Origin of the sequence: Serratia sp. CY27727 (assembly GCF_052169275.1) — a bacterium.
Taxonomy (GTDB): Bacteria; Pseudomonadota; Gammaproteobacteria; order Enterobacterales; family Enterobacteriaceae; genus Serratia; species Serratia sarumanii.
This window is the reverse complement of the sequence record NZ_JBJNLB010000010.1, coordinates 88241-102800: the sequence shown is the minus strand read 5'-3', so window position 1 is coordinate 102800 and position 14560 is coordinate 88241. Positions and strand designations below refer to the sequence as shown.

At 60.3% G+C, this 14560-nt stretch carries 13 protein-coding genes; 8 read left to right on the top strand and 5 right to left on the bottom strand.

Features of this window, described 5'->3' with window-relative positions; genetic code table 11:
- Window positions 1-232: 232 nt before the first annotated feature.
- On the bottom strand, window positions 233-565 hold the full coding sequence (gene ssmE, locus ACJ8HB_RS20470) for a multidrug efflux SMR transporter SsmE (RefSeq protein ID WP_033634669.1): 333 nt from the start codon (window positions 563-565) through the stop codon (window positions 233-235).
- Window positions 566-803: 238 nt separating this feature from the next.
- On the opposite strand from ssmE, the gene nifJ reads away from it, so the two are divergent.
- The 3 genes from nifJ to ACJ8HB_RS20455 all read left to right on the top strand — a co-directional run bounded on the left by nifJ (window position 804) and on the right by ACJ8HB_RS20455 (window position 6047).
- A complete protein-coding gene (gene nifJ / locus ACJ8HB_RS20465; RefSeq protein ID WP_047567273.1) occupies window positions 804-4337 on the top strand; it encodes a pyruvate:ferredoxin (flavodoxin) oxidoreductase in 3534 nt (1177 codons plus the stop codon).
- Window positions 4338-4563: 226 nt separating this feature from the next.
- The gene (gene ttcA, locus ACJ8HB_RS20460) at window positions 4564-5502 is read left to right on the top strand and encodes a tRNA 2-thiocytidine(32) synthetase TtcA (protein ID WP_033634672.1); all 939 of its coding nucleotides are present in this window, start codon (window positions 4564-4566) and stop codon (window positions 5500-5502) included.
- A 146-nt stretch (window positions 5503-5648) separates the two neighbouring features.
- On the top strand, window positions 5649-6047 hold the full coding sequence (locus tag ACJ8HB_RS20455; protein ID WP_033634674.1) for a VOC family protein: 399 nt from the start codon (window positions 5649-5651) through the stop codon (window positions 6045-6047).
- A gap of 219 nt (window positions 6048-6266) precedes the next feature.
- Here ACJ8HB_RS20455 and zntB read toward each other — a convergent pair whose 3' ends face one another.
- Complete coding sequence (gene zntB, locus ACJ8HB_RS20450) at window positions 6267-7250, bottom strand: zinc transporter ZntB (RefSeq protein WP_033653059.1); 984 nt, start codon at window positions 7248-7250, stop codon at window positions 6267-6269.
- A gap of 50 nt (window positions 7251-7300) precedes the next feature.
- Between zntB and ACJ8HB_RS20445 the strand changes: the two genes are divergently transcribed.
- The 3 genes from ACJ8HB_RS20445 to ACJ8HB_RS20435 all read left to right on the top strand — a co-directional run bounded on the left by ACJ8HB_RS20445 (window position 7301) and on the right by ACJ8HB_RS20435 (window position 9596).
- Window positions 7301-8110, top strand: a complete 810-nt coding sequence (locus ACJ8HB_RS20445) for a hypothetical protein (protein WP_223307151.1) — start codon at window positions 7301-7303, stop codon at window positions 8108-8110.
- A gap of 5 nt (window positions 8111-8115) precedes the next feature.
- Window positions 8116-9153, top strand: coding sequence for a hypothetical protein (locus ACJ8HB_RS20440; protein ID WP_047567268.1), 1038 nt, complete (start codon window positions 8116-8118; stop codon window positions 9151-9153).
- A 194-nt stretch (window positions 9154-9347) separates the two neighbouring features.
- A complete protein-coding gene (locus tag ACJ8HB_RS20435; protein ID WP_033648443.1) occupies window positions 9348-9596 on the top strand; it encodes a hypothetical protein in 249 nt (82 codons plus the stop codon).
- A 158-nt stretch (window positions 9597-9754) separates the two neighbouring features.
- On the opposite strand, the gene ACJ8HB_RS20430 is transcribed toward ACJ8HB_RS20435, so the two are convergent.
- Window positions 9755-11389, bottom strand: a complete 1635-nt coding sequence (locus ACJ8HB_RS20430; protein ID WP_047567266.1) for a peptide ABC transporter substrate-binding protein — start codon at window positions 11387-11389, stop codon at window positions 9755-9757.
- A 158-nt stretch (window positions 11390-11547) separates the two neighbouring features.
- The gene (locus tag ACJ8HB_RS20425) at window positions 11548-11898 is read right to left on the bottom strand and encodes a hypothetical protein (RefSeq protein ID WP_015378006.1); all 351 of its coding nucleotides are present in this window, start codon (window positions 11896-11898) and stop codon (window positions 11548-11550) included.
- Between the two features lie 206 nt (window positions 11899-12104).
- Between ACJ8HB_RS20425 and mpaA the strand changes: the two genes are divergently transcribed.
- Window positions 12105-12812, top strand: a complete 708-nt coding sequence (gene mpaA / locus ACJ8HB_RS20420) for a murein tripeptide amidase MpaA (protein WP_047567263.1) — start codon at window positions 12105-12107, stop codon at window positions 12810-12812.
- Window positions 12813-12815: 3 nt separating this feature from the next.
- Here mpaA and ycjG read toward each other — a convergent pair whose 3' ends face one another.
- The gene (gene ycjG, locus ACJ8HB_RS20415) at window positions 12816-13790 is read right to left on the bottom strand and encodes an L-Ala-D/L-Glu epimerase (RefSeq protein WP_047567261.1); all 975 of its coding nucleotides are present in this window, start codon (window positions 13788-13790) and stop codon (window positions 12816-12818) included.
- Between the two features lie 225 nt (window positions 13791-14015).
- Here ycjG and tpx point away from each other — a divergent pair, with 225 nt between their 5' ends.
- A complete protein-coding gene (gene tpx, locus ACJ8HB_RS20410; protein ID WP_004930536.1) occupies window positions 14016-14519 on the top strand; it encodes a thiol peroxidase in 504 nt (167 codons plus the stop codon).
- Window positions 14520-14560 lie beyond the last annotated feature (41 nt).

The following is a 14560-nucleotide window of genomic DNA, read 5'->3' as shown; positions in this document are numbered from 1 at the left end:
TGATAACGTCACCGCTGCCGACCAGGAAGTTTTTCCGGCGATATCGCTATTCATTATCTTCGCGTGCTTTCAGTGAAACGGCGCATTTTTTACTACCGGAGAGGACGATATTTGCGTCTATGCTGGCGGCGCTAAGTAATTAGCATTCCACTATTTTCAGTGAATGATGGCTGAATTCTTCAACCGGCGCGACTTGCTGTCGCGCCGGCCTTTTTTCACATTAAAATAACACTCAGTGCACCGTGGCTTTCGACAGTAAATTAATCACCAGCACGCCGGCAATAATTAATCCCATGCCGACGATCGCCGGCCAATCCAATTTTTGCTGATAAACAAATACCGCGGCGACCGACACCAGCACGATCCCCATGCCTGACCAAATCGCATACACGATGCCCAGCGGCATACTCTTGACCACCATCGACAGCCCCCAAAATGCCACGCCGTAGCCCAGCACCACCAGCAGCGACGGCCACAGGCGGGTAAAGCCCTCGGAGGCTTTCAACATGGTGGTGGCGATCACTTCCGCGACTATCGCCATCGTCAAATACATAAATGCGCTCATGATTTTCTTCTGTCAGTTTGCCGATGCGCAATTATGACGCGCCGGAAATAAATTGTCTTTAAACGATGAAAACAATTTATTGCCGCCGGCCCCCAATCGACGAGGAAATAGGCCTTTGACGATTTGTCACCCGCCACACAAACACGATAAAGCCGCGTTCAAACCCTCTGTTAGACTTTTTTCCATTACTGCGAAAGTGCGCTTTCGCGGCTTTGAGAGCAATGAAAAGGTAACGCCGATGATAACTACAGATGGTAATAATGCAGTCGCTTCCGTGGCCTATCGCACCAACGAAGTGATTGCCATCTACCCTATCACGCCGAGTTCCACCATGGCGGAGCAGGCGGATGCCTGGTCCGGCGATGGCCGGCAAAACATCTGGGGCGATATCCCCCGGGTAGTGGAAATGCAGTCGGAAGGCGGCGCGATCGCCACCGTGCACGGCGCGTTGCAAACCGGCGCGCTGTCGACCTCGTTCACGTCATCGCAGGGTCTGCTGCTGATGATCCCGACGCTGTACAAACTGGCCGGCGAGCTGACGCCGTTTGTGCTGCACGTGGCCGCGCGCACCGTAGCCACGCACGCGCTGTCCATCTTCGGTGACCACTCGGACGTGATGGCGGTGCGCCAGACCGGCTGCGCCATGCTGTGCGCCGGCAGCGTGCAGGAGGCGCAGGACTTCGCGCTGATCTCGCAGACCGCCACCCTCAACGCGCGCGTGCCGTTTATCCATTTCTTCGACGGCTTCCGCACCTCGCACGAAATCAACAAGATCGTACCGCTCAGCGACGATACGCTGCGGCAAATGCTGCCGCAGGCGGCGATCGACGCTCACCGCCGCCGGGCGCTGTCGCCGGATCATCCGGTGGTGCGCGGCACTTCCGCCAACCCGGACACCTATTTCCAGTCGCGCGAAGCCACCAACCCGTGGTATGACGCCACCGGCCAGCACGTGATCGACGCCATGGCAGCCTTCGCCGCCCTCACCGGCCGCCACTATCGGCCGTTCGACTATTACGGCCACCCGCAGGCCGAACGCGTGGTGGTGGTGATGGGCTCCGCCGCCGGCACCTGCGAAGAGGTGATCGACACCCTGCTGGCCCGCGGCGAGAAAGTCGGCGTGCTGAAAGTCCGGCTGTTCCGGCCGTTCTCCGCCAAATACCTGCTCGACGCGCTGCCGGACAGCGTGCGCAGCGTCGCGGTGCTCGATCGCACCAAAGAACCGGGCGCGCTGGCCGAGCCGCTGTATCTGGACGTGATGACCGCGCTGGCGGAAGCCTACAGCCGGGGTGAGCGCGCCACGCTGCCGCGGGTGATCGGCGGCCGTTACGGCCTGTCGTCGAAAGAGTTCGGCCCCGACTGCGCGCTGGCGGTGTTCCGCGAGCTGGCCCAGCCGCAGCCGCGCCCGCGCTTTACCGTCGGCATCTTCGATGATGTCACCGGGCTTTCGCTGCCGCTGAGCGACGAAATCCTGCCGCAGCGCGCCTCGCTGGAAGCGCTGTTCTACGGTTTGGGCAGCGACGGCTCGGTCTCGGCCACCAAGAACAACATCAAGATCATCGGCAACGCCACGCCGCTGTATGCCCAGGGCTATTTCGTCTACGACTCCAAAAAGGCCGGCGGCCTGACGGTGTCGCACCTGCGCGTCAGCGAACAGCCGATCAACTCGGCCTACCTGGTCAGCCGCGCGGACTTCGTCGGCTGCCACCAGCTGCAGTTTATCGATAAGTACCAAATGGTCGAACGCCTGAAGCCCGGTGGCACCTTCCTGCTCAATACCCCTTACGGCGCCGACGAGGTCTGGTCGCGCCTGCCGCAGGAGGTTCAGGCGCTGTTGCACCAACGCCAGGCGCGTTTCTATATCATCAACGCCGCCAAGCTGGCGCGCGAATGCCGGCTCGGCGCGCGCATCAACACCGTGATGCAGATGGCGTTCTTCCACCTGACGCAGATCCTGCCGAGCGACGTGGCGCTGCAACAGCTGCAGGACGCCATCGCCCGCAGCTACAGCAGCAAGGGCCAGGAGATCGTCGAGCGCAACTGGCAGGCGCTGGGCGCCACCCGGGCCGCGCTGACCGAGATCCCGCTGCAGCCGGTCGACGTCAGCAGCCCGATGCGCCCGCCGGTGGTCTCGGACGCCGCGCCGGACTTCGTCAAAACCGTCACCGCCGCGATGCTGGCTGGGCTGGGCGATGCGCTGCCGGTTTCCGCCTTCCCACCGGACGGCACCTGGCCGGTGGGCACCACCCAATGGGAAAAGCGCAACATCGCCGAAGCGATCCCGATCTGGCAACCCGACCTGTGTACCCAGTGCAACCACTGCGTCGCCGCCTGCCCGCACTCCGCCATTCGCGCCAAGGTGGTTCAGCCGGCGGAGATGGAGCACGCCCCCGCCTCCCTGCAGTCGCTGGATGTCAAAGCGCGCGATATGCGCGGCCAGAAATACGTGCTGCAGGTAGCGCCGGAGGATTGCACCGGCTGTAACCTGTGCGTCGAGGTCTGCCCGGCGAAAGATCGCCAGAACCCGGAGATCAAGGCCATTAACATGGCTTCGCGCCTCGATAATCTGACGGCGGAAAAAGACAACTACGACTTCTTCCTGCAGCTGCCGGAAATCGATCCGACGCAGCTGGAGCGCATCGACATTCGCACCTCGCAGCTGATCACGCCGCTGTTCGAGTACTCCGGTGCCTGCTCCGGCTGCGGCGAAACGCCGTACATCAAGCTGTTGACCCAGCTCTATGGCGACCGTTTGCTGATCGCCAACGCTACCGGCTGCTCGTCGATCTACGGCGGCAACCTGCCGACCACGCCGTACACCACCAACGCCGAAGGTCGCGGCCCGGCGTGGGCCAACTCGCTGTTCGAAGACAACGCCGAATTCGGCCTGGGCTTCCGTTTAACTGTCGATCAACATCGCGCGCGAGTGCTGCGCCTGCTGAATGCTCTGGCGCCGCAGCTGCCGGAGCGGTTGGTCAATGCCCTGCAGATGGGCGACGTGGCGCCGGAGCCGCGCCGTCAGCAGATCGCCGAACTGCGCACGCTGTTGGCCAATCTCGAAGGCGAAGACGCGCGCCAGCTGGCGGCCGGCGCCGACTACCTGGTGGATAAATCCATCTGGCTGATCGGCGGTGACGGTTGGGCCTACGACATCGGCTTCGGCGGTTTGGATCACGTCCTCAGCCTGACGGAGAACGTCAACGTGCTGGTGCTCGACACCCAGTGCTACTCCAACACCGGCGGCCAGCAGTCGAAGGCCACGCCGCTCGGCGCGGTGACCAAGTTCGGCGAACACGGCAAGCGCAAGGCGCGCAAGGATTTGGGCGTCAGCATGATGATGTACGGCCATGTCTACGTGGCGCAGATCTCGCTGGGGGCGCAGCTCAACCAAACGGTGAAAGCGATTCAGGAGGCCGAGGCCTATCCGGGGCCGTCGCTGATCATCGCCTACAGCCCGTGCGAAGAGCACGGCTACGATCTGGCGCTCAGCCACGATCAGATGAAACAGCTGACCGCCACCGGCTTCTGGCCGCTGTACCGCTTCGATCCGCGCCGCAGCGCCGAGGGCAAGGCCGCATTGGCGCTGGATTCGCGGCCGCCGAACAGCAGCCTGTCGGAAACGCTGCTGAAAGAACAGCGTTTCCGCCGCCTGAACGCGCAGCAGCCGGAAGTGGCCAGCGCGCTGTATCAGGCCGCCGAGAAAGAGCTGCAGGAGAAATACGATTTCCTCAGCCTGCTGGCCGGCAAGGCGGAAAAATCCGCCGCAGAGTAACCTCCCTCAGGGCGCGAGCGATTCGCGCCCTGTTCTTTTACCGCCGGCGTCAACCGCAGCAAAAACCCGCTGGCATTCCTGCGCGCAATCCGTACCATACAGGCCTCGCGTCGGGCGCGTGGCAGCAGGATGATGAATAATGATCAAAAGCGGCCGGTTGAATGGTAAACTCGCGGCTACAACGCCATGCCCCTAGTGCCCCCCATTGAGAATGAGCACGATTTAAATGTCAGAAAAGCAATCCGTTAGCCAAAAAGAGCAGTACAACCTCAACAAATTACAAAAGCGCCTGCGCCGCAACGTGGGCGAAGCGATCGCCGATTTCAATATGATTGAAGAAGGCGACCGCATCATGGTCTGCCTGTCCGGCGGTAAAGACAGCTACACCATGCTGGAGATCCTGCGCAATCTGCAGCAGAGCGCGCCGGTCAACTTCTCCCTGGTGGCGGTGAACCTCGATCAGAAGCAGCCCGGCTTCCCGGAGCATATTCTGCCCGCCTACCTGGAAAGCCTGGGGGTGGAGTACAAGATCGTCGAAGAGAACACCTACAGCATCGTTAAAGACAAGATCCCGGAAGGCAAAACCACCTGTTCACTGTGCTCGCGCCTGCGCCGCGGCATTTTGTACCGCACCGCCACCGAACTGGGCGCCACCAAGATCGCGCTGGGCCACCACCGCGACGACATTCTGCAGACGCTGTTCCTCAACATGTTCTACGGCGGCAAGATGAAAGGCATGCCGCCCAAGCTGATGAGCGACGACGGCAAGCACGTGGTCATTCGCCCGCTGGCCTACTGCCGCGAGAAAGACATCGAGCGTTTCTCGATCGCCAAGGAATTCCCAATCATCCCATGCAACCTGTGCGGCTCGCAGCCTAACCTGCAGCGCCAGGTGATCGGCGATATGCTGCGCGACTGGGACAAGCGTTACCCTGGCCGGTTGGAAACCATGTTCAGCGCCATGCAAAACGTGGTGCCTTCGCACCTGAGCGACATCAATCTGTTTGATTTCAAAGGCATTCACCACGGTAGCGCCGTGGTGGACGGCGGCGATTTGGCCTTCGATCGCGAAGACATCCCGATGCAGCCCGTCGGTTGGCAGCCGGAAGACTCGGACGACGCGGTGCCTGCGCCAGAGCGTTTGAACGTGCTGGAAATCAAATAAGCCCCTCTCGCCGCTTGCCCTCTGCAAGCGGCGACATTCCCCTCTCTCGACGATCTCGATCCTGTTCACAGTTTGCGCAAAATTTACTGGGCGGTGCCGTTTTTACCCTATACTGTTTATTTATACAGTCATATGGAGATCGCGCAATGAATATCACCCCCTGCCTGTCCCACGTCTCGCTGGGCTCCAACGATTTCGAGGCCGCCGCCGCCTTTTACGATCGCACGCTGGCCGCCTTGGGTTGCCGACGCGTGCTGGAGCATCCCGGCGCCATCGGTTACGGCCGCGACTATCCGGAGTTTTGGCTGCAGGTGCCGATCGACGGCCGGCCGGCCTCGCCCGGCAACGGCACGCACGTCGGTTTTTTCGCCACCAGCAAGCAACAGGTGGATGAATTCCATCGCCAGGCGCTGCTGGCCGGCGCCGCCGATGAAGGCGCACCCGGTTCGCGGCCGCACTACGGCGAGGCTTACTACGGCTGCTTTGTCCGTGATTTGGATGGGCACAAGATTGAAGCCAGCTTCTGGGATGAAAGCGCGGCCTGAAGAAGAGAGGAAAGCCGAATAAAAAAATGCCGGTGATTAAACCGGCATTGTACGAATCAAATGTGCTATGCAGTAATTCAAAAATAAGAAAGTAAGACAATTATGGAGCGCAACGCCCATCGCTTGACGTTGCATTCACCTGCGGGAGAGATCATGCCCCATTTCCCCCGGCTAAATGTTGATATTGCTCAATGTTAACCGGGTTTTCGTCATTTTTGCCTACAGCCAGCGGCTGCGCTTCAGCCACCAGGCGACGCCAAGCACCAACCCGCCCAGCATGAGGCAAAACGCCGCAAAACCGAGAGGATTGCCGCCGCCCGGAATGCCGCCAAGGTTGACCCCGAACAACCCGGTCAGGAAGGTGGTAGGCAGAAATACCATCGCCAACAATGACATGGTGTAAGTGCGGCGGTTCATGGCATCGGCCATCACCGTGGTGATTTCGTCGGACAAGATGGCGGTGCGCGCGATGCTGCCGTCCAGATCGTCCAATCCCCGCCCCAGGCGATCGGCGATGTCCTGCATGCGGCGGCGATCGTCGTCGCTCATCCACGGCAGGCGGTCGCTGGCCAGCCGCGCGAAGACGTCGCGCTGCGGCGCCATATAGCGGCGCAGCACGATCAGCTGTTTACGGATCAGCGCCAGCTGGCCGCGCTCCGGCACCTGCTGCTCCAACAAGGCGTCCTCCAGATCGATGATCTTGTCGTGCAGATCCTCGATAAATTCGCTGGTGTGATCGGTCAACGCATCGGAAATTTCCACCAGCCAGCTGCCGCTGTTGGTCGGCCCGGCGCCGCTTTGCAGATCGTTCACCACCTGATCGATGGAATACACCTTGCGGTGTCGGGTAGAGACAATCAGTTTATCGGTGATGTACACGCGAATGGTGACCAGTTGGTCCGGCCGGGAATTGGCGTTGAAGTTGATGCTGCGCAGGGTGATCATGGTGCCTTCGCCCTGGCGGCTGACGCGCGGCCGTGAACTTTCGCCGGAGAGCGCTTCGCGCACCGAGTCCGGCAGCAGCGGCGTGGTGCTCAGCCATTCGGCGCTGGCCGGGTGCGCGTAATCAAGATGCAGCCAGCACGGCGCGTCGCAGGTGATCTTGTCACCCTGCTCGATCGGCGTGACGCCGCCCTTGCCGTCCAGCTGGTAGGCGTAAACCGCATCGGCGATCTGCAGCTCGCTCCCCTCAATCACATCCATTCATTTATCCCCTCAGTCTTGCTTATGTTGCTGAGTCTAGCGTTAACGCCTTGGAGATCAAAGGCCAAGCTGTAACGCCAGTTTTCACGTTGTCCTATAAGCGTGGTCTATACTTCTGCCGCAAGGAACGCAAGACAGCCCGAGAGGAGACTCGCATGTTACAAATCAGCGCTGCGGATATTTTGAAAATCGTCTTACCGACCGTCATTACGCTGTTTATCGCCGTCGTCAAAACCCCTTTTCGCATTCGGCGGGAAAACCGCGATAAGCTGCTGAACCTGCTCGAATCCGTCGAGAAGCGCCAGAGCGCCCCCATACGCCTGTTGCGATTTCGCGACTATCTCGGCAATAGCAGCGCCGGCCTTACTGCGCTGCAGCTGCTGCTGGCATTGCCGGACAGCGTAGCGGCGCTGGAGCGTTATCGCTTCACCGGTGGCCGCCAGCAAATCTTGCGCGCCACGTCCGCGGGCTTCGTTTTGCGGCCAAGCGCCAATAACGCTTTCAAACGTTTCCTGCTTTCGTGTCGCTATTTTTTGCTGTATTTGCTGTTCGTCACGCTGCTGGTACTACTCCCCGCGTTGACTCAATGGGGACTGCAGCAGTCAGGGGTATTGATTACGCCCCATTCACTCAGCTATCTGCCTAATGCGCGCATCACCGACGGCTGGCAGCTGCTGTTCCCCGGCTTATTATTTATTATCATCATGTTCAGCCTGGCATACCTGACCTTCAGACAGCTGGAACGCGCGGGTAACCTCAGCTCGGAACGCGCCTTTTATCGCTACTACCAACGAGCGCGTGAGGAACAACGATGCCGGGAAGTCCTGAGACAAATGCGCACTGCGCTGCGCCGAGCCTGACGAGAATGCGCCGCCTGCGGTGCATCGCAATGGCCGCCCTGCTGCTGTTCGGCCAATCGGTTCGTGCAGAGCCGGTGTTGGAGCGCCTCGCCACGCCCTATCGCGCGCCGACGGCGGCCGGTTCCCTGCCTTATTTTGTCGCTCACGCTCAATCCCCCCAGCCGCGTAACGCACTGGTGGTGATGCACGGCCATCCACGCGACGCCGCCAGGACGTTGCAAGCGGCGATCGACGCCGCGCAGGACGCGGGAGACAGCAGCTTGCTGGTCGCCCCGCTGTTTCAGGTACCGGTAAAACTCGCCGCCCACTGCCATTCCGCCGGTCTGCCCCAGCCGCAAGACGGCGACGCCCTGTGGCGCTGCGGCTCCTGGATCGAGGGCGATTTGGATAATGGCGGGAAGACCGGCTCATTCAACGCCATGGATAACCTGCTGGCCGATCTGAAACGGCGCTGGCCGTCGCTGCAGTCGATAACCGTGGCCGGTTTTTCCGCCGGCGCCCAGTTCGTGCAGCATTATGTCGGCTTTGCCCAGCCGCCACGCGGAGTGCGTCTGCGCTATGTGGTGGCCGATCCCGGCAGCTGGCTCTATTTTGATCGCCTGCGCCCTCTGCCCACCAGTTGGGGAAACTGCAGCAGTGAAGAAACCTGCCGTTTTCGCTGGCAAACGCTGGACGCCGGCCATTGTCCGCAGGCCAACCGATGGAAATACGGTCTGGAAGCGTTTCCCGCTCACCTGCAGCGCACCGCCGACGCGGCCCGCCGGCGTTACGCCGCCGCCGATATCACCTATCTGGCCGCCGCCGAGGATACCGGCGACGCGCCGGGCGCCTACTATCGGATACTCGACAAATCCTGCGCCGCCCAGTTGCAGGGCCCCTATCGATTGCAGCGCGCCCTGGCCTACGCCGACTACGATCGGCGTTACCTGGCGCCGGAGAAGCCGCATCGGTTAACGATCGTTCCCGGCTGCGGGCACAACGTCGCCTGCGTATTTTCCGCCCTGGCGGCCAGGCTGGCGCTTTTCCCCATTAATGCAGACTAATAATAACGGCAATGAAATAAACCTTTGCCGACAAATCAGGCAATATCGCCGATAAAGCGCTGGCAATGTCGTTATTATTATGACTTAACATATTGATATCATTTTTAATTCAAAATGATAATAATAAATCAACACAAAGCTGTTTCAGCGCAAATTTTAGGGGCATATACTTTTCTCACTACGAGGAGGTAGTTATGTTACGCGACCATTTAAAAATAAACGCCAGCGATACGCTGGAAAAAATCAGCAATATCCATTTGCAAAACCAGGGCCAGGAAGAGATCAGTGAGTTTGTGGTGAAAAACGCCGCCGGCCTGCAGATTGGCAAGGTCTCCGTTCACGATCGTTTCAGCACCCGACGCTCGTACCCCACCAGTTACCGCATCACTCAAACCGACATGAACGGCCGGGTGGTGGTGGATGCCATGCGGGACTGTCTATAAGCGTAACCACTCTCTGAAATAGCGAAAATACGGTGATGATGGTAACCCTGTTTATTATTAAACGGGGTTTATCGCGTGGAATAATTAATTATCTTCTTAGTTTCATCGTCGAAAAAAATAAAGCCCCCGCATCAAGCGAGGGCGATAATTAAAGCGACTCAGTGTTTGATGATATACATCGTCTGGCTGTAGGCCACGTCTTCCGGATTGGTGATCGGGTAGCCTTTTACCCACGGTTTGATCAGGCGGCCGTTGGTGTACTGGTAAATCGGCGCGATCGGCGCCTGATCGGCAATGATCTGCTCCATCTTGTTGTAATCGGCGGTCACCGCCGCCGGATTGGTTTCCCGCCCCGCCTGCGCCAGCAGCTTGTCATAGTCCGCGTTCTTGAACTTGGCGATGTTGCCGCTGTGGGTCGAGGTCAGCAGCGACAGGAAGGTCGACGCTTCGTTATAGTCACCTACCCAGGAGGCGCGGATCACGTCGAAATTGCCGGTGTTGCGGCTGTCGATGTAGGTTTTCCATTCCTGATTCTGCAGCTTGACGTCAATCCCCAGCTTCTTCTTCCACATCGAGGCCACGGCGATGGCGATCTTCTGGTGGCTTTCCGAGGTGTTATACAGCAGCGTCAGCTTCAGCGGGTTGTTCGGGCCGTAACCGGCCGCCTGCAGCAACGCCTTGGCCTGCGCGTCCAACTCCGCCTGCGATTGCTGTTGCAGCAAGCTCACTTCAGGTTTGAACCCGGCGGTCACGTCCGGCGTGAAGTGATAGGCCGGTTTTTCGCCGGTGCCCAGCACTTTTTCGGCAATAATCTTGCGATCGATGGCATAGGACAAGGCCTGGCGCACCCGCACGTCATTGGTCGGCGCGCGCTGGGTGTTGAACGCGTAGTAATAGGTGCCGAGCTGATCCGGTGTGTACACCTGCCCCGGAATGTCTTTCAGCAGCTTCTGATACATGTTTTTCGGGAAGGATTCGGTGATGTCGATATCACCCGCCAGATAACGCTTGGTGGCGTTGGATTCCTGGTTGATCGGCACGAAGGTCACTTTGGTCAGCACGGTACGCGCATGATCCCAGTAATGGTCGTTAGGCGTCAGCACCAGCTTCTCGTTCACCACCCGCTCCTGCAGTTTGAACGCGCCGTTGCCCACCAGATTGCCGACCTTGGTCCAGTCGTTGCCGTATTTTTCCACCACCGCCTGATTCACCGGGAACAGGCTGAAGTTGGCCGTCAGGCTGACGAAGTACGGCACCGGTTTGTCCAGTTGCACTTTAAGCGTGTAGTCGTCCGGCGCCGACACGCCCAAGCGATCGGCCGGCAAATTGCCGCTGATGATCTGCTCGGCGTTCTGGATCCCCGCCAGCTGCGCGAACCAGGCGAACGGCGACAGGTTTTTCGGATCTACCAGCCGCTGCCAGCTGTAGACGAAATCCTTCGCCGTGACAGGGTCACCGTTTGACCACCGCGCGTCTTTGCGCAGATGGAAAATGTAAGTCTGGTTGTCGCTGGTCTGCCAACGCGTGGCCACGCCGGGGATCACTTTACCGTTGGCGTCCTGATTGACCAGCCCTTCGAACAGATCGCGCGCCAGCTGGGCCTCCGGCAAGCCTACCGCTTTGATCGGATCGAGCGAGGCCGGCTCGTCTTTAATGTGGCGCACGATTTCCTGTTTGGCCGCCAGCGCGGTGCCCGGGGGAACCTGCGCCGCCATGGCGCTGCTCATACAGGCGCCGATCGCCGCCGCGCAAAGCGCCAAACGAAAACCTCGTTGCATTTTTCTTCCCGTCATTATGATGTTTCCCCGTTAACCATCTGAATTTTTTATCATATAGCACAAGATCCGTCCGGCCTAGCGCTCACGGCCGAGAAGTTGCAAAAAGTGCGATTCAGGCGATAAAAAACCCGTGCGGCGCAGGGCGGCACGGGCGGTGTTTGCAGCAGCGACCGTCAGTCGTACAGGTGGATGCTGTTGATGCGGTAGCTGAACTCTTCGCCTTCTTCTTCATCGAACACGGTGAAAAAGCCTTTCTCGGCCAGCGGACGGGCCGAAATATCGGTTTTTTGCAGCTGGCGCGCGTCGGCGTCGTCGTAGCCGTAATCGAGGTAGAAGGCATCTTTCTGGTAATCGATATGCAGGGTGAACGGATAGTTCGATTCATCCCCGCGCCCGTCGTCGTTTTTCACCACGCCGAACCACTCCCCCTGGCGGATCTGGTTTTCAGCGTCCACGCCGCACAGCAGCGTGATGGTGTCATTTTCATTTTCGCTATAGCTGGCGATGATTCTGGCTACTGGCATGTTAAATCCTCTTGCGGGTGATTGGCTTAGCACTGCCGTTAGTATAACAACAGCGTCAGGCCAGGTGCGGTTTAATTGGCGTTTTCGCCGCCGCCGCGTCACAGATCGCGCAAACGCCGCACAATTGCGATGGGAAAGATGTCTCAAAGCGTAATACACTGAATAAAATGACAATGACTCTCGACCTTTAATCCAGGGACAACACCATGACCGAACATCGACCACGCAGTGAACGTGGCCAGTTGGCCATCGCAGGAGAGAACTACGGCAGCTCGCTGCTGGGTGCGCCGCTGCTCTATTTCCCGGCGGCGAGCAGCGGCCCGCAGACCGGGCTGATCATCGCCGGCACCCACGGCGATGAGAGCGCCGCCATCGTGACCCTGTCCTGCGCGCTGCGCAGCATCGCGCCCGAGCAACTGCGTCACCACGTGGTGCTGGCGGTCAACCCCGACGGCTGCCAGCTGGGGCTGCGCGCCAATGCCAACGGCGTCGATCTGAACCGCAACTTCCCGGCCGCCAACTGGCGCTCCGGCGACACCGTCTACCGCTGGAACAGCGCGGCGCCGGTGCGCGACGTCAAGCTCTCCACCGGCGGGCGCCCCGGTTCCGAACCGGAAACCCAGGCGCTGTGTCACCTGATCCATCGCCTGAAGCCCCACTGGGTGGTATCGTTCCATGAGCCGCTGGCCTGCATCGAAGATCCCGCCAGCTCGCGGCTCGGCGTTTGGCTGGCGCACAAGTTCGAACTGCCGCTGGTGACCAGCGTCGGTTATGAAACGCCCGGTTCGTTCGGCAGCTGGTGCGCGGATCTGTCGCTGCCGTGTATCACCGCCGAATTCCCGCCGATCTCCGCCGATGCCGCCAGCGAGCGCTACATCGACGCGATGACCGAGCTGCTGACCTACCCGAATTAATCCTTACGGGGCGATATCGACGATCGCCCCGCATTCGAACGCCAGGCCCGGTTTGACGTCACACGCCAGCCAGGTCGGGCCGTCCAGATCGACGAAGCGCGCCGCCGGCGCCAGCGGCAAGGCGGCGGATATCGCCCGCGACGTGCACAACATGCAGCCGAGCATGATGGCGAACCCTTGTTCGCGCGCGGCCTGCGCCAGCGCCAACGCTTCGGTCAAGCCGCCGGTTTTGTCCAGTTTGATATTGATCATCTGATAGCGCTGCGCCAACCGCGGCAGATCGGCGCGGGTGTGGCAGCTTTCATCGGCGCAGATCGGCAGCGGATGAATAAAGTGCTCCAGCGCGGCGTCGTCACCGGCCGGCAGCGGCTGCTCCAGCATCGCCACGCCGAGATCGGCCAGCAGCTGGCAGCGCGCCGCCAGCCCTTCCGCCTGCCAGGACTCATTGGCGTCGACGATCAGCGTCGCCTGCGGCACCGCAGCGCGGATCGCCACCAGTCGTTCGCTGATATAGTGATCGTCGAGTTTGATCTTCAGCAGCGTGGCGCCCTGCTGCTCCAGTTCACGCGCGGCGAAGGCCATCGCTTCCGGCGTGCCGATGCTGACGGTCTGCGCCATACGGATATGCGCCGGTGCCGCCACGCCGCTGCGCTGCCACAGGCTCTGCCCGTGCAGGCGGCACTCCAGATCCCACAGCGCCGAATCCAGCGCGTTGCGGGCGGCGCCCGCCGGCATCTGCGCCAGCAGCTGCTCGCGGGTTATGCCTTGTGCGATCGCCGGCGCCATCTCTGCCAGCTGCGCCATCACCGATTCCTCGCTCTCGCCGTAACGCGGGTACGGCGTGCATTCACCGGTGCCGCGCACGCCCTGCTGTTCGATTTCGACCACCACCACCCGGGCTTCGGTGCGGCTGCCGCGCGCAATCACGAAGGCGGTATGCAGCGGCCAGGCTTCCGGGTAAAAACGCATGTCTCTCATAACGGCTCCTGAGCGAAAACTGCGCATTCAGCCAGGCTGATGCGCCGGTGATGTTTTATAGAACAGCCTAATATATACAACTATTTAGCAAACTTTGATATCCAATCCGCCCCGGTTGTCATAAACTGGCGCCAGGGTGTGAACCTGATGTTAAATGCCGTTGCCGGTGCGCCGTTTCATCAGGTTCATACCCTTTGTATAAACACCTGTAAAAGGAATCTAGCAATGACTCAGACAGTACATTTTCAAGGCAATCCGGTCAGCGTAGCGGGCAAACTGCCACAGCAGGGCGAACAAGCCAAGGCCTTCTCACTGGTTGCCAAAGACCTGTCAGACGTAGCGCTGAGCAGCTTCGCGGGTAAACGCAAAGTCCTGAACATCTTCCCAAGCATCGATACCGGCGTCTGCGCGACGTCGGTGCGTAAATTCAACCAGTTGGCCAGCGGCCTGGATAACACCGTGGTGCTGTGCATCTCCGCCGATCTGCCGTTCGCGCAGTCTCGCTTCTGCGGCGCAGAAGGCCTGAGCAACGTGGTCACCCTGTCCACCCTGCGCGGCGCCGAGTTCAAGCAGGCGTACGGCGTCGAAATCGCCGAAGGCCCGTTGGCGGGCCTGACCGCGCGTGCAGTCGTGGTGCTGGATGGCCAGGACAACGTGCTGTACAGCGAGCTGGTGAACGAAATCACCACCGAGCCGGACTACGACGCGGCGCTGGCTGCGCTGAAATAACAAAGCCGGCGAACGCCGGCTTTGGATACCCATTAAAGGCG

What these genes read in the sequence shown, in the direction of transcription:
- ACJ8HB_RS20455 (WP_033634674.1), top strand. Translation starts at nt 5,649, where the DNA reads ATGAATATCACCCCCTGCCTGTCCCACGTCTCGCTGGGCTCCAACGAT.
- ACJ8HB_RS20425 (WP_015378006.1), bottom strand. Translation starts at nt 11,898, where the DNA reads ATGCCAGTAGCCAGAATCATCGCCAGCTATAGCGAAAATGAAAATGAC.
- nifJ (WP_047567273.1), top strand. Translation starts at nt 804, where the DNA reads ATGATAACTACAGATGGTAATAATGCAGTCGCTTCCGTGGCCTATCGC.
- ttcA (WP_033634672.1), top strand. Translation starts at nt 4,564, where the DNA reads ATGTCAGAAAAGCAATCCGTTAGCCAAAAAGAGCAGTACAACCTCAAC.
- ssmE (WP_033634669.1), bottom strand. Translation starts at nt 565, where the DNA reads ATGAGCGCATTTATGTATTTGACGATGGCGATAGTCGCGGAAGTGATC.
- ACJ8HB_RS20435 (WP_033648443.1), top strand. Translation starts at nt 9,348, where the DNA reads ATGTTACGCGACCATTTAAAAATAAACGCCAGCGATACGCTGGAAAAA.
- zntB (WP_033653059.1), bottom strand. Translation starts at nt 7,250, where the DNA reads ATGGATGTGATTGAGGGGAGCGAGCTGCAGATCGCCGATGCGGTTTAC.
- tpx (WP_004930536.1), top strand. Translation starts at nt 14,016, where the DNA reads ATGACTCAGACAGTACATTTTCAAGGCAATCCGGTCAGCGTAGCGGGC.
- ACJ8HB_RS20430 (WP_047567266.1), bottom strand. Translation starts at nt 11,389, where the DNA reads ATGACGGGAAGAAAAATGCAACGAGGTTTTCGTTTGGCGCTTTGCGCG.
- mpaA (WP_047567263.1), top strand. Translation starts at nt 12,105, where the DNA reads ATGACCGAACATCGACCACGCAGTGAACGTGGCCAGTTGGCCATCGCA.
- ACJ8HB_RS20440 (WP_047567268.1), top strand. Translation starts at nt 8,116, where the DNA reads ATGCGCCGCCTGCGGTGCATCGCAATGGCCGCCCTGCTGCTGTTCGGC.
- ycjG (WP_047567261.1), bottom strand. Translation starts at nt 13,790, where the DNA reads ATGAGAGACATGCGTTTTTACCCGGAAGCCTGGCCGCTGCATACCGCC.